This window comes from Thalassotalea nanhaiensis, assembly GCF_031583575.1.
Taxonomy (GTDB): Bacteria; Pseudomonadota; Gammaproteobacteria; order Enterobacterales; family Alteromonadaceae; genus Thalassotalea_A; species Thalassotalea_A nanhaiensis.
This window is the reverse complement of sequence record NZ_CP134146.1, coordinates 2824046-2838665: the sequence shown is the minus strand read 5'-3', so window position 1 is coordinate 2838665 and position 14620 is coordinate 2824046. Positions and strand designations below refer to the sequence as shown.

Genomic DNA, 14620 nt, shown 5'->3' with positions numbered 1-14620 from the left:
TAATTTTGACAAGGGAACAACCATTCTCTGCAATCAGTGCCTTGTCTATAAGACTTTTAATTCTCACTGAGTGGGAAAAAACTTAGTAGACTTGGTATTAATTAGAGGAAGATATTCATGAAAAATAACAATCAAAAGTCTGGTCCTTTAACTGGTTTTACTTTCATTGAAATTGAAGGCATTGGCCCAGGTCCATTTGCCGGAATGATGTTATCGGATATGGGCGCTGAAGTTATTGTCGTTGAACGAGCCATGGGCAAAGCCGATGCGTCAACGGATTTTGGCTCGACTGATATTTTAAAGCGTGGCAAACGTTCAATCGCGGTTGATTTAAAGTCCAACGAAGGCAAGGAATTAGTGTTAAAGCTTGTTGCTAAAGCTGATGGCTTAATTGAAGGTATGCGCCCTGGTGTAATGGAACGCCTAGGCTTAGGCCCTGATGAATGTTTAAAAGCCAACCCAGCACTAATTTATGGTCGCATGACAGGTTGGGGACAAACAGGCCCTATGAGCCAAGCTGCAGGTCATGATCTTAACTATATTGGTTTGTCTGGTGCGCTTTGGTATGCAGGGCGTCCAGGTGACGCTCCGGTTGCTCCTCCTACATTAGCAGGTGACATCGGTGGCGGCGCCACATATTTAGTGATTGGCTTATTAGCTGGTGTATTAAATGCTAAAAATACCGGAGTGGGGCAAGTGGTTGATGCCAACATTGTCGATGGCTCTGCTAATATGATGAACCTTATTTTAACTATGGTAGCAACAAAGTCTGCTTCTTATACACGAGGTCAAAGTCTACTTGATGGCCCGCATTGGTTTGACAGTTATAAAACCAGTGATGATAAAGCGATTACCTTTGGCCCACTTGAAGTTAAGTTTTATAAAATCATGCTTGAAGCACTTGGATTGCAAGATGATGAAGACTTTAAAGAGCAGTACAAACCAAAACTTTGGCCAATGCAAAAAGAAAAGCTAGCAGCAATTATTGCCGGCAATACCCAAGAGCATTGGAATCAAGTGTTTGATGGTTTAGATGCCTGTTATGCACCAGTATTATCGCCTGAAGATGCAGCAAAGCATGCGCATAATGAAGCTCGTGGTTACTATTTTGAAAAAGATGGCATGTTACAAGCCTCTGCTGCACCTAGGTTTTCAGATACCCCTACCAATGATAAAGGCGATATTGTTGGTCGTGGAGCTAACAGTAAAGAGATTTTAGTTGAGTTAGGTTTATCTGCAGCTGAAGTGTCCGATATGTTTGTAAAAGGAACGGTTAAGTAAGTAGTATTTAACAGTGTAGTTTTTTACAAACTTTGTAAAAATTGCAATATTTGATTTAATTAATGCCATTTTTGCTAATTACATAAGTCAGACTTTCCAGTAGTATTCTCAATAACTGGTGGGAACCAGGCTTTCATGTCAAATAGTGTTCGCTGTTTCGATTTGGAAATACTTATGTAATTGAAGGGCCCCCTTATTGGATTTGGGGGCTTTTTTTACTTCAGGGATGAAGGAATGCCAACTAAACAGGGATGTTTATAAAGTTGGCCCACTTCAAATCTTCAGCCTCATTACGGTATTAATTCACAACCCTTTGTTTAGGAGCTAACTCCTTTTTCCTGAATTTATTTCAGGATCTATAGTGGACCATTGAGATGCTGAAACGAGTTCAGCAAATGGTAGTGTAGTCAGCAAGTGATGGTAGGTAAGTGTTATTACTTCTTTAAACCTCATACTGACTAGGTGGAACACCATGCCAGCGCTTAAACGCTCTAGAGAAACTGCTGGAATCTGCAAACCCAAGTAAATAAGTTAATTCACTAAAAGGAATATCCATTTCTTTTAGGTATTTATCGGCCAGTTGCTGGCGAGTCTCATCTAAAATTTGTTGGTAAGAGGTCTGTTCTTTTTTTAACTTATCGTGAAATGTTCTCGGACTCATGTGCAGTTCTTGGGCTATTTTTTCACGATCAAACTCCCCCGAAGGTAATAAGGCGATCAGCAGTTCTTCGACTTTAGTGGCTAAACTGTTTTTTTCAATGGTTTCTAAATACTTTACCACCAGTAAATCTAACTGGCGGGTAAGATCTGTATTTGCAGCAGGTAAATTAAAGTCCAATTCTTCATTATCTACAAAAATCATTGTGCTTTGTGCATCGGCAGTTACTTCACACCCAAAGTGATTTTCATAAAGTGCCAGAGTCTCAGGTGCAACTGAACCAACTAAAGAAATTTTAACTGGTGAATAGTTAGGCTGATACATTTGTCTGATCATTTTGATTAACACTGCAACCGTAACGGCTGAGTGAAAATGTAATGTTGTCGAAGGATGAACAACTAAAGGTTTAAACTTTATGAATGACGGCTTAGCATCAAGGTGCAGTTCAACAGTTTTAATTGTGGTCATTAGCGAAAAGAATCGTGTAAGACGGAGCCAAAACGATCGCAAAGTACTGCTACTTAATAGCGACATACCCAATGCGTGATAGGTAGTAGGGTGTACATAATTAGCAAAGTTAATAGGAAACATTGCATCGTCAGTTTTTTCTAGTGCTAAGGAAATAAGCTGATCAAATTGCTCCGCTTGCATGCGGATATTTTTACTGCGTAGCTTTGAAATATCTATATTCAATTCATTTGCAAGTTCTTCAACATCAACATTATAGGATTTCAATATCTCAAATAGAGAAATAATATTGCCATGATATGTAGTGAAGTTTTTATTTAGCATTGGTAAATAGTTATCTATTCAAAATATATAAAGGATGTTTTTTATTATTTAAATCCTAACAAATTAGGAAGAAAATAAATATAAAAAGCTAAAGCAATAGCAATTTAATTGATAACCATCTTTAGTTACTTATACTTTAATAAGTTCGACTCATTAAGTATTGATTGTTTTTGTTGGCTTTGGTTTGTCTCTTTGTTTTTTGTGTGTTTACTTGGTGAGTTTGGCTCATGACTTTGCAATTGTGGCAGTTAAAAATGTTGTATCTGCTAAATATGCTACTATGAATTGTGTATTAATGATTTAGTTTTAGATCGTCCAATTAAAAACAAAAATAATAATAACTAAACCATACACAAGGGTGAGAAATGAAACTTAAGTTAAATACAATAACACGTTGTTTAGGGGCTGTGTCATTCACTGTCGCTTTAAGTTATTCGGCTAATGCAGCTGAAACAACTGCACAAATTGATGAGGGTAAGTTAGAACATATTACCGTTACTTCAACAAAACGTACACAATCGATAAATGATATTCCAATGTCTATCCAGGCTATTTCTGGAGACCAATTACAAGCCGAATCTATTGAAGATTTAGGCGAACTTTCTGGCTCTATTCCAAATTTAATGATCTCTGAAACCTTAGGCACTACGCAAGTGTCAATTCGTGGTATGGGAGCAGGTACTGACCGTTCATTAGAGCAATCGGTAAGTATGTTTATCGATGGTATTTATATGCCTCGTTCACGTCAATATCGTGCGCCATTTCTAGATACAGAGCGTGTCGAGGTACTTCGCGGTACTCAAGCTGTGTTGTTTGGTTTGAACTCAACTGCTGGTGCAATTAGTGTTGTATCTAAGAAAAATACTGCAGACGATGACTTTAATGCGAGTGTTTCTGTTGATCATGAAGCCGAGTATGAAGAAACTGTTGTGAGCGTTGCTGCCGGTGGTGGCGTGACCGATACATTAGGTTTACGTTTAGCTGTACAACAAAAAACATCAGATGGCTTTGGTCAAAATACCTATGACGGTTCAACTATTGGTGAAAAAGATGAAACATTGATTCGCCTTACTGGGGTTTGGAATGCAAGCGAAGATTTAACCGTCACGGCTAAAATAGAAAATGCCCAATATGAGGTTGATGGTAACTTACAAAATACCTTCACCACGATTAAAGACGATTTAGGTTATGTAATAGGTCGTGGCGAATTTAATTTTGATGAAAATTATGATGCGTCAATGTTAGATCTTTTTGACCCAAGTGCTACTGGCAATACTTCGACATTGTCTGATACACGTTCATCTGCTGGTTTAGAGCAAGAGTCAAGAAATGTAGCGGTAGAAATTGCTTACGATATTAACGATTACACCTTAACCGCAAATATTGGTTACTCAGATTTTGATTTTATTCATGCGTTAGATCTTGATAGTAATTCATTTAACATCATTCCTGCTTTGCTAGGTATGGCGCCGACACCAAATACTGGTGGTATTGATAATATTTTACATGAAGCTTATGAACAAAACTCGTTCGAGCTACGCTTAGCATCTCCAGTAAATGACAACTTTAGTTATATTGTTGGCGCATATTTTCAATCATCAGATTTAGAAAACCAAAATTCTAACATCGTTAATTTAACCGAAGTCTATCCTGTACTAAGCGCAATATACTTAGGCGACCCTACAATTATTCCTCCTGGATATGACTGGGTAGAAGCGTCCTTTGAACAAGAAACAGATGCTTTCTCTGTATTTGCAAATGCTACATGGAACATTACCGACAGCTCTCGTTTAATTTTTGGTGCTCGCTACATCACCGAAGATAAAGAACATAATCGCACTGTAAATAATCAGTTTGGTTTCGACAGCGGTAATGGTGAAATGGTGTGGACTGATATGCCACTTGGAGGAGGCGTTGCATTCACCGCAACTAATCCTGTAAAAGATGATAGAACATCAGAAAATTTCATGCCAGAAGTTATGTATCAGTTTGATTTTAATGATGACGTCATGATGTATGCCAAAGCTGGTACAAGTGCAAAATCTGGTGGCTTTGCAGCTTCTGTAAATATTACACCTGAACAGTTTGAGTATGATGATGAGCAAGCGTTGGGCTTTGAGTTCGGTACTAAGATGTCATTACTTGAAGGAGACGCAGATTTGAATATTGCACTATTTAGAACGGAGTATGATGACTTACAAGTGAATACCTTTGATCCAATAACTGCGGCATCAACAATAACTAATGCTGGTGAGTCTTTATCGCAAGGTATTGAAGTAGAAGCTCGCTGGATGCTTAATGATTGGTTAATGCTAGGCGGTTCATTAGCTTACCTTGATGCAGAATACACAGATTATAAAAACGGTAGTTGTAATCAACGTGAAACGCTTGATGCAATTTATGCCGGCGGCGAATGTAATTCATCGGATAAATCTGACCAACCTATGCCTTTTTCTCCAGAGTATTCAGGTAAGGTTTATGCTGATATTGAAGCACCAATTACGGACAGCTTAGTTCTGACAGCTGGCGCATCAGTGCAGTTTAGCGATGAATTTTATACTGAATCATCACTCGATGAAGTTGGCTTGCAAGAATCGTTTGAAAAAGTAAATGCAAGAATTGGTATAAAATCAGTAGATAACATTTGGTCTGTTAACGTACTGGGTAAAAACTTAAATGATGAAATTACCTTAGGCAGTTACCAACCATTCTTAGGAACCAATATTGCAACGTTTAAACCAGGACGTACTGTTAATGTTCAATTCACCTATAACTTTGAGGGGTAGTCAAGGTAAGAGAGTAAGTGTTCTCTATAATATAAAGAACTCGTTAAGAAGGTAGGAGGTTCCTGCCTTTTTAATTTTATTTGAGAGCATCTTTATCGTTAAGTATAAGTTCATACAAGAGTATTTTATGCACATAGTAGTTATTGGCGCAGGGGTGCAAGGAATCACCACTGCTTATTATTTAAATAAATTTGGTGCTGAGGTTAGTGTTATTGATGCCGCTTCAGGGGCTGCTATGGAGTGTAGCTTTGGTAACGGTGGCGGTATTACCCCGTCGGCTGTTGATCCATGGAATGCTCCCGGTATTGCAAAAGTCATGTTGAAATACCTTGGCCGCAAAGATTCTCCATTGTTATTTCGTTTAAAAGCAATACCAGATTTAACTGTTTGGGGATTGCAGTTTTTAAAGTACGCCAATATGATTGACTATTTAAACGCTAATAGACAAACGGGTAAATTGGCTAATTACTCAGTAGAGCTACTTGAGCAAATTCGCCAAGATACAAAAATTGATTATAGGCATTCATCAAATGGTACGTTAAAGATTTTCCGCGACCAGCGTTCACTGGATGAACATTTACACTTATCTGAAATATTCAAAGAAATGGGGAATGCTGATTTTAAAATGCTTGATGCTCAAGCAACAATTAATGTCGAACCTTCATTGAATCCCATTAAAGATAAATTATCTGGTTCGTTACTTTTTAGTGGCGATGAAGCGGGTAATTCACATATTTTTTGTCAGCAAATGACGAACGTATTAAAACAACGAGGTGTTAGGTTTTTATTTAATTCGCCAGTATCAAGTATCACCAAACAGGCAACGTTGTTTAATGTAGAAATGAATAAAAATAGACAAAGCATGCAAGCTGATAAGGTTGTTGTCGCAACCGGGGCAAAAGCCTCAAGCTTATTCGCGCCGTTAGGCATTAAAGTTCCAGTAAAGCCGGCGAAAGGCTATTCTTTGTCTATACCTATGAATGGTTGGGATAACAAACCTAAACATCTCATTGCCGATATGAATTTACACGCGGGTATTAACCCGCTAGGTAATACACTTAGAGTTGCTGGTACAGCCGAGTTTGCTGGTTTTGACCCTGAAATATCGCAAGACCGTATTGATAATTTAATTGGCTTGGTTGAATCTGTTTTTCCCGATTTTGCTCAAAACATGGATCGCGACCAATTAAATCCTTGGGCCGGTTTTAGGCCTATGAGCTGTGATGGTATAGCTATTTTAGGAAAAACAAAAGTCGACGGCTTATTCATTAATACTGGTCAAGGGGCGCAAGGGTGGACAACATCTGCAGCCTGCGGACGTTTATTAGCTGATACTATTTTTAAAAAATCCACACGCTTTGATATATCACCGTTTTCCATTTGTCGGTTTTAAACAGTATAAAATATTACATGGCATTAAAGTGATAATTTTAAGTATCACTTCGTTATTCATCAACTATATTTAAAATGACGACAAATGCTTATGTCATCTATAACGTATTGATTGTGAGGGAAATAAATGAAAAATAAATTAATCACGCTAAGTTTTTTAGCTACTATTACTGCCTGCAGTCAAACAGAAAGTGATGTATCAACTGTAAATCTAGCTAATGTAAGTTATGACGTGGTGATTAACAATGGCCGCGTTATGGACCCTGAAACTAACTTTGATGGGGTGCGTAACGTAGGCATAAAAGATGGTCGTATAATGGCGATTACTGAACAAGACATTTCAGGTGATGAGGTTATTGATGCCAGCGGACATGTCGTTACTGCTGGTTTTATTGATTACGAGCAACATGGCTTAGATCCTTGGGGAATAAAAGTTAACTTACGTGACGGTGTTACCACGCAAATGGATTTTGAAGTTGGCGTGTTAAATATCCCCGAGTGGTATGCTAAACGTGAAGGTAACACTCAAGCGAACTTTGGCGCAGTAGCTGGGCAAGAATATGCACGTATGCGTATTCATGATCCTGAGATGGATCTAACTGGCCCAGATGTTTCAATGCCATATACCCTAAGCAAGCATAGAGGCGAGTCGGGCAAAGATGGTCATGAAGGCTGGGCTAATGATAAGTCAAGCTATGAACAAATAAATCAGGTACATGCCATTCTTGATGAGGAATTGCGTCAGGGTGCTTTAGGTATAGGCTCCCTTATTGGTTATGCTGGTAAAGCAATTGTAAGTTATGAAATGTACACTACGCAAAAATTAGCTGGCCAATATGGCCGTGTAACGGCTGTACATCACCGCTTTCATCCAAGTGCGACACCGCCAACGGAAGGTCCTATTGGAGCAAAAGAAATAATTGCCAATGCGATGGCACTAAATGCTCCACTTGAGATCCATCACGATAATGACTTTGGTTGGTGGGAAACTCAAGAATTGTTAAGCCAAGCCCGCGAGCAAGGTTATAATGTTTGGGCAACCTATTACCCTTGGATAGCTGGATCTGGTAATTATGGCGCGGCCATTGTGCAGCCACCTATTTGGCAAGACCTTATGAATTTTAAGTATGAAGAAACTATTTATGATCCGCAATTAGATAAATTTGTGACTAAAGAAGAGTTCTTAAAATTTGTTAAAGATGAACCTGGCAGAACGTTAGTTGCTTACAGCCCGCCTCGTAAAAAATGGCTACCAGAATGGACAAAAGTTGAAGGCTTTATTGTTGCTGGTGATGGCATGCCGGGATTGAATAGCAAAGGCGAATTTCTTGACTGGGATGATTCCTATGAGGACTACGCGGGTCATCCAAGAGCAGCAGGCACGCATGCCGTAACTCTAAGGATTGCTCGTGAAGAAGGAGTACCCTTAATGCATACGTTAAGTCAATTAAGCTACTGGCCTGCAAAGTTTATGGGTGACACCGGCTTAAAGGCAATGCAAGAGCGTGGCAGAATGCAAGAGGGCATGGTGGCTGATATTGTGTTAATTGATGCTGAAAATGTGACTGAACATGCAACGTTTAAATCCGGTAGCAACGGACTGCCATCGACAGGTATTCCTTATGTACTTGTTAACGGATCTATTGTCGTTAAAGACTCTAAAGTGCAAAAAGATGTCCATGCAGGTCAGCCGATCCGATTCCCTGTAGAAGAGAAAGGGCGTTATGAAGAGATCACAGAAGAAGCATGGAAAGCGCAGAACTTGATTGAAACTACGCCATTAAGAGCCGAAACTCTGAACGAGAATAAGTAGATTACAATTAAGCTGAACTAAAACCCTCGTCAAATGATGAGGCTTTTTTATTGTTCTTAGGTTAAATAGCGAATAAAGTTAAATATATATAATAACTAAGCATCAGGATTAAAACCTTGCCCCTTAATCAGCAAAAAATAGAACAATATCAAACGCAAATTGACTGGCCATGTGATCTTAGTGATAGCTTTACAGAGAGTTTTTTATCTGGTGCTATTAAGAAAACTCATATAAGTGGTAGTGAGTTTAACTTACATAATCAAGAACAATACGGTATTTATTATTTGCTCAAGGGAAGTTTAATGGTAACGGCACCATTGCTTACCGATGGCTTTAGTTTAAGTAAACTCTATGGTCCATCTGATTGGATGTGCTACGCACCCATTATGAACTTTAAGTTTCCAAGCGGTATGACAGGAGAGTTTCTACAAAATATTGAATACTTAAAAATCCCAATTTCACATCTTAATTATTTAATGAGCCAGTCGGATGAGTTGTTTAAATTATTGTTCTTCATAAAATCAGTACGCTCAGACACCATGTTTGAGAAATGCTTGGTGAGTTTAGCAACACCATCAATAGTCAAAGTTGCCTATACCTTATTAGATATCTGTCGAGTGCAAAACAGTCATTATCACTTATTTATCGAATCGCCAAATGATGCCTCGCCAATTAAAATTAAAATCACCCAACAACAAATTGCCAATCTTGCCGGTATAAATCGCTCCAATACCAGTACCATAATTAATGAATTCTCCCTACAAGGTATTGTTGAACCTTACCGTGGCGGTTTATATGTTAATGATTTAAGACAATTAAAATCCTTTCTAAATGAAGTTAACTTGCTTGGAACGAGTAAGTTAAGCTAACTTTACAGTCTTTTACCTCTATCTGTTGCGTGGGTAACACATAGTATGATTTATCCTTGTCATAATAGCTCCAAGTTAACAAATCAACCGAATTAACATTAATTATCACTTTGCGTAAACGCTATAGGAGCTTGATATGAAATTACGTAACTCTTTAAAATCTTTAATCGCCGTTGCTGTTACTGCATCATTCATTGGTACAGCCTCAGCATCGATTGAAACCAAAGACTGGCACAACACTGCATCACCAAAAGCACAGCAGTTTTTAAAAGATAATATGGCAATTGATTTTTATGCATCGCCATTTGGTACTGGTTGGTCTGATAACCGTGAAGTTACTAATTACATTGATTTAGCTCATGCTCGTGGTATTTCTGGTGCAACTATTACACTTACTTCACCAGCAACACCTACTTGGGCTAAGTACAAAACTGAACTTGCCAAATGGACCGAAGCTGTACAAGAGTCAAATGCAAAAATTCGTTTTGTTGACAAACCTGAAGACTTCGAATTAGCACACAAAAATGGCGAGTACGCTGTAATGTGGAACGCTCAAACAACCTTGATGCTTGAAGGTGACGCAAGTCGTGTAAAAGAGCTTCACGAAGACGGTATCCGTGTAATGCAACTTGTATACAACGGCGTTGAAGAAACAGGTGTTGGTGGTTTATCTGCTCTTGCAGGTGACAACTCAGGTTTGACTGAATATGGTAAAGAAGTTATCGACGAGATGGTTAAATACGGTATCACTGTAGATATGTCACATCACGGCTACCAAACAACTAAAGACATTACCGATTACATGAAAGAGAAGCACCCAGGTGTACCTGCGGTTTATTCTCACTCGCCATTAGCGTCAACTTACGGTTGTGAGCCACACGAAACGTTAACTGAAACGGAAAAGCGTATGGCTGAAAAAGGCTATAAAAAAGGCGACCCGTTCCACCGTTTAGCTGCATGTTACCGTTTGATCTCTGATGAGCAAGCACTTACGGTGAAAGAAATGGGTGGTATGGTTTCTATCACTGCAACTGAGTGGATGATGGATGGCGTATGGCCTGACGACATTACTCCTAAACAGTTTGCACAAATGGTTGATGGTGCAGTAAAAGTGTTAGGTGTTGATCACGTAGGTATTGGTACTGACGATATGATGACTGTATCTCGAGTTGCTGATTTTGCTATCGAAAACTCACATATGTACACAGATAACGGCTACATGGTTGATGCATTTAAACGCGGTGCAACCGGTTGTGCTGAAATGTCTAAGCATTTAGCACCAGTAATAGACGAGCTATGGAAGATGGGTTACTCAAACGAAGATATTCGTAAAATAATGGGTGAAAACTTAGTTCGCGTATACAAAAAATCTTGGAAATAATTTAATCTTTAGCTTTTAAGTTAAGTAAATAGATAAGGGCTAACCAAATGGTTAGCCCTTATCTATTTATATGGTATAGGCTTAAGTATTAATCTTTACAGCTTAATTTATCAATTTTAGATTCTAAGTTAGCTAACTTGCTCAGTATTAACGTATTATCACTTTGGTTAGTTGCAACTTCTTCAACGCCAGTTTTTAACAACGACTTATATACAAAGTGGGATATCTTGTCGGCAATGTTATCAACATCCAAGCGTTTACTTCGCCCTGACACATAACGCCAAGAGTGGTATTCAACACCGCCATAAACCATGTCACGTACAAGCGCGATAGGGGCATCTTCAACAAAGATACCTTCAGCAATACCTTCTTTAATTATTTTATCAACGGCACTTGAGTATGATTTGTTGAGTTGGAAAATTTTTGTTGTTTCGTAGTCGTCGCTGGCACGAACATGCTGAACAATAAGGTCACATAACACCGGATCGCCTTGCAACACCTTTAAGTGATGCCAGATCATAAAGTGCATTCTATTTTTAACGCCAGTAATACCAGCTAAGTTTTGTTCATAGTCGGCTAGGGCCTTTTCGTACCACTTTTCTAATACGACCAGTAACACATCTTTTTTGGTCTTGAAGTAACGATAAATAGTACCTTCTACTATGCCAATCTCTTTGGCTACTTCAGCCATTGATGTCGCTTCATAACCCTTTTCTACAAACATTTGATGTGAGATTTTAATTATCTCAGCTAAGCGTTCTTCAGGTTTTTGTCTTACTCTTTTTTTCTTAGCTGTTTGTGGCATTAGTACATTCTCTTATTGTTGTTGTTATTTCTACGGTCAACAGACCCTAGGGTACATAAGTTAAAAAGACATGTCATCAATTGTTAACTGAACAAGTGAAATATCACAATTTGTTTTCATTTCTAAAAGTGATTTATTTTTTATAGAGTGTTTACGTAGTAATGTCAATGTGAGTCAACCTCATTATTGAGGTGATTGTTATCGATTTGTTGATTGTAAGCGTTTGATTGTTAGTCTGGTGTTAATTTATTAACGAAACTTTGTAGGGCTATTTAACTTTGTTAGTTGTTGTTTTGTAATGGAATTGTTTTGAAATGTAGGTAGTGGTTTAAAAAAGTTAATGAATTGGACTCATTAAGTGTTGACATTTACACTTTGGTTGCATATTTTAAATACAGATTTAAGAGTTTTCCTATCCAGTTAACTTTTAATTACTTCTCTATCCAAGAAGTAAAAACGGTTTCTCCATCCAAGAGACCAACTACTAAAACGTAGTGAATTATAAAAATAATAAAATAAATTTACATAAGTATTCTAAAGAGATAAAAACTATGAACCCATCATTTAATAAAGTTACAAAGGGCTTGTTCCTAGCTTGTGGTATTAGCTGTGCATATATGCCGTCTGCAATTGCTGAAGAAGCAGTAGCAACAGACAAAATTGAAAAAATAACGGTAACGTCTACTAAACGTACACAAACAATTCAAGAAATACCTATGGCTGTTTCTGCTATGTCTGGTGAACAGCTTGATAACATGGCTGTTAACGATATGGGCGATTTAGCCGAAACAATTCCTAACTTCTTTATTGGTGATGGTATTGTTTCTACAAACGTAAATATGCGTGGTATGGGTTCTGGTGGTGATCGCTCTTTTGAACAATCAGTAGGTATGTTTATAGATAACGTTTATCAACCTCGTTCTCGTCAATACCGTTCTCCATTTTTTGATGCTCAACGTGTTGAAATTATGCGTGGTCCACAAGCCGTATTATTTGGTTTGAACTCTACTGCCGGTGCTGTAAGCGTAGTTACTGCAAAAACTAACCCAGGTGATGAGTTCTTTGCAGACATCACTGCTGAATATGAAACAGAATATGAAGGTCAAATGACGTCACTAGTAACAGGTGGCTCTATTGGTGATTCAGTAGGTGTTCGTTTAGCGGCTAAACAGTCTTCTTCAGATAGTTTTATTGAAAATGACATGACTGGTATGGGCGGTGGTGTAACCACAACTGAAAATGACGACACATTGGTACGTTTGTCTTTGGTATGGGAGGCAACTGATAACCTATCTTTTAATGCTAAAGTAGAATCAATTGAATTTGACGCTGAAGGAATGTCAGCACAAATATTCAACACTGATGATTCTCCTATCTCTGACGGCTCTTTAGATTACACAAACAGTTATGATGCAAGTTTATTAGGTGCACATAGACTTTTAGATTACGACAAGCCGGGTTTATTCCAAGAGTCAGACAGTGTTGTTCTTGGCTTTGATTATGACTTTGGTGGTCATACGTTAACTGGTACAGCTGGTTATACCGATATGAACTACGACTTTGTAATCGATTTTGATACAACAGGTTTTGCTATTGCTGATGCTGCTGTAACAGAAGAGTACGAACAGACAAGTTTTGAACTTCGTTTAACTTCACCAATGTCTGACACATTCAACTACATTGTTGGTATGTATTACCAAGACAGTGAATTGTTTAACCGTCAACCAACTATTTTAAACTTAGGCATTTATGGTTTTGCCGGTTTAGCTGATGCATCTGACTCTAAGTTTACTGTAGATGCTGAAACTACATCTGTGTTTGCTTCAGCAACTTGGAATGTAAATGACAACTTACGTGTTATTGGTGGTGGTCGTTACGTTACTGAAGATAAAGAATTAACTCGTAACGATGATGATTGTTTTATGTTCCTAGTTGACGGTGCCGTTGATTTAGGTCCAGGTGCAGCACTTTGTGCAACATTTTATGGTCAAGGTGATATAAATCGCGATAGAACATCTGATAACTTCATGCCTGAGCTTGTTGTTCAATATGACTTAACTGATGACATGATGATTTACGGTAAAGGTTCACAGAGCATTAAGTCTGGTGGCTTTGCATCTTCTACATCAGTTCTTCCTGAAGCGTTAGAATACGATGATGAAACTGCAACTACCGTTGAATTTGGTTTACGTACATCTTTAGCTGATGACCGTGGTCAATTATTCGTTACCGCATTCTCAACTAAATATGATGACTTACAAGTAAACAGCTTTATTGATGGCCCTGATGGTTTACCACAAAGTGCCATTAGAAATGCTGCAGAAGCAACAAACCAAGGTATCGAAATTGAAACTCGTTGGGCACTTGGTGAGTATTTCGACTTATCAGCTAGCGTAGCGTTTTTAGATGCTACTTATGACAGCTTTGAAGAAGGTGTTTGTGCCCCTAGCTCTCCAGAAGCTGGTGCAGGTCAAGCAGTATGTGACCAATCTGATCAAGATTTAGCTTACGCTCCTGAAACTTCAGGAACGGTAACATTAGATTTCAACTATCCAATGTTTAGTGAAATTAACTTTGTTGCAGGCGTAACGGCTTCATATACAGGTGATCACTTCACTGATAGTGTAAATGATGAACTTGGTGTACAAGATGCATACACGAAAGTAAATGCGCGCCTAGGTTTCGAAGCTGCAGATCAAAAGTGGAGTGTTGCAGTAATTGGACGTAACATTACTGATGAAACAACGCTTAATGTGAACCAATTTGCATTAGGTAACTACATTGGTTACGTAGCAGCACCACGTACCGTAACTATTCAAGGTACATACCATTTTGGTGAGTAA

Annotated in this window: 9 protein-coding genes; 7 read left to right on the top strand and 2 right to left on the bottom strand. The window is 38.4% G+C overall.

Annotation, left to right across the window (positions count from 1 at the left end):
- The first annotated feature begins 117 nt into the window (after nt 1–117).
- Entirely contained in the window at nt 118–1281 is a 1164-nt protein-coding gene (locus RI845_RS12390) for a CaiB/BaiF CoA transferase family protein (protein ID WP_348386478.1), read from the top strand.
- A 442-nt stretch (nt 1282–1723) separates the two neighbouring features.
- Here RI845_RS12390 and RI845_RS12385 read toward each other — a convergent pair whose 3' ends face one another.
- Nucleotides 1724–2731, bottom strand: coding sequence for a helix-turn-helix transcriptional regulator (locus tag RI845_RS12385; RefSeq protein ID WP_348386477.1), 1008 nt, complete (start codon nt 2729–2731; stop codon nt 1724–1726).
- Nucleotides 2732–3096: 365 nt separating this feature from the next.
- Between RI845_RS12385 and RI845_RS12380 the strand changes: the two genes are divergently transcribed.
- The 5 genes from RI845_RS12380 (at nt 3097) to RI845_RS12360 (ending at nt 10972) form a co-directional block, all read left to right on the top strand.
- Nucleotides 3097–5517 (top strand): TonB-dependent receptor, encoded by a 2421-nt coding sequence (locus RI845_RS12380; RefSeq protein ID WP_348386476.1) that lies wholly within the window; start codon nt 3097–3099, stop codon nt 5515–5517.
- A gap of 127 nt (nt 5518–5644) precedes the next feature.
- Nucleotides 5645–6910, top strand: a complete 1266-nt coding sequence (locus tag RI845_RS12375) for an FAD-dependent oxidoreductase (RefSeq protein WP_348386475.1) — start codon at nt 5645–5647, stop codon at nt 6908–6910.
- Nucleotides 6911–7036: 126 nt separating this feature from the next.
- Entirely contained in the window at nt 7037–8722 is a 1686-nt protein-coding gene (locus RI845_RS12370; protein ID WP_348386474.1) for an amidohydrolase family protein, read from the top strand.
- A gap of 116 nt (nt 8723–8838) precedes the next feature.
- Nucleotides 8839–9591 (top strand): Crp/Fnr family transcriptional regulator, encoded by a 753-nt coding sequence (locus tag RI845_RS12365; RefSeq protein WP_348386473.1) that lies wholly within the window; start codon nt 8839–8841, stop codon nt 9589–9591.
- A gap of 136 nt (nt 9592–9727) precedes the next feature.
- The gene (locus tag RI845_RS12360; protein WP_348386472.1) at nt 9728–10972 is read left to right on the top strand and encodes a dipeptidase; all 1245 of its coding nucleotides are present in this window, start codon (nt 9728–9730) and stop codon (nt 10970–10972) included.
- Nucleotides 10973–11060: 88 nt separating this feature from the next.
- On the opposite strand, the gene RI845_RS12355 is transcribed toward RI845_RS12360, so the two are convergent.
- Entirely contained in the window at nt 11061–11777 is a 717-nt protein-coding gene (locus RI845_RS12355) for a TetR/AcrR family transcriptional regulator (RefSeq protein WP_348386471.1), read from the bottom strand.
- 551 nt (nt 11778–12328) lie between these two features.
- On the opposite strand from RI845_RS12355, the gene RI845_RS12350 reads away from it, so the two are divergent.
- Nucleotides 12329–14620 (top strand): TonB-dependent receptor, encoded by a 2292-nt coding sequence (locus tag RI845_RS12350; protein WP_348386470.1) that lies wholly within the window; start codon nt 12329–12331, stop codon nt 14618–14620.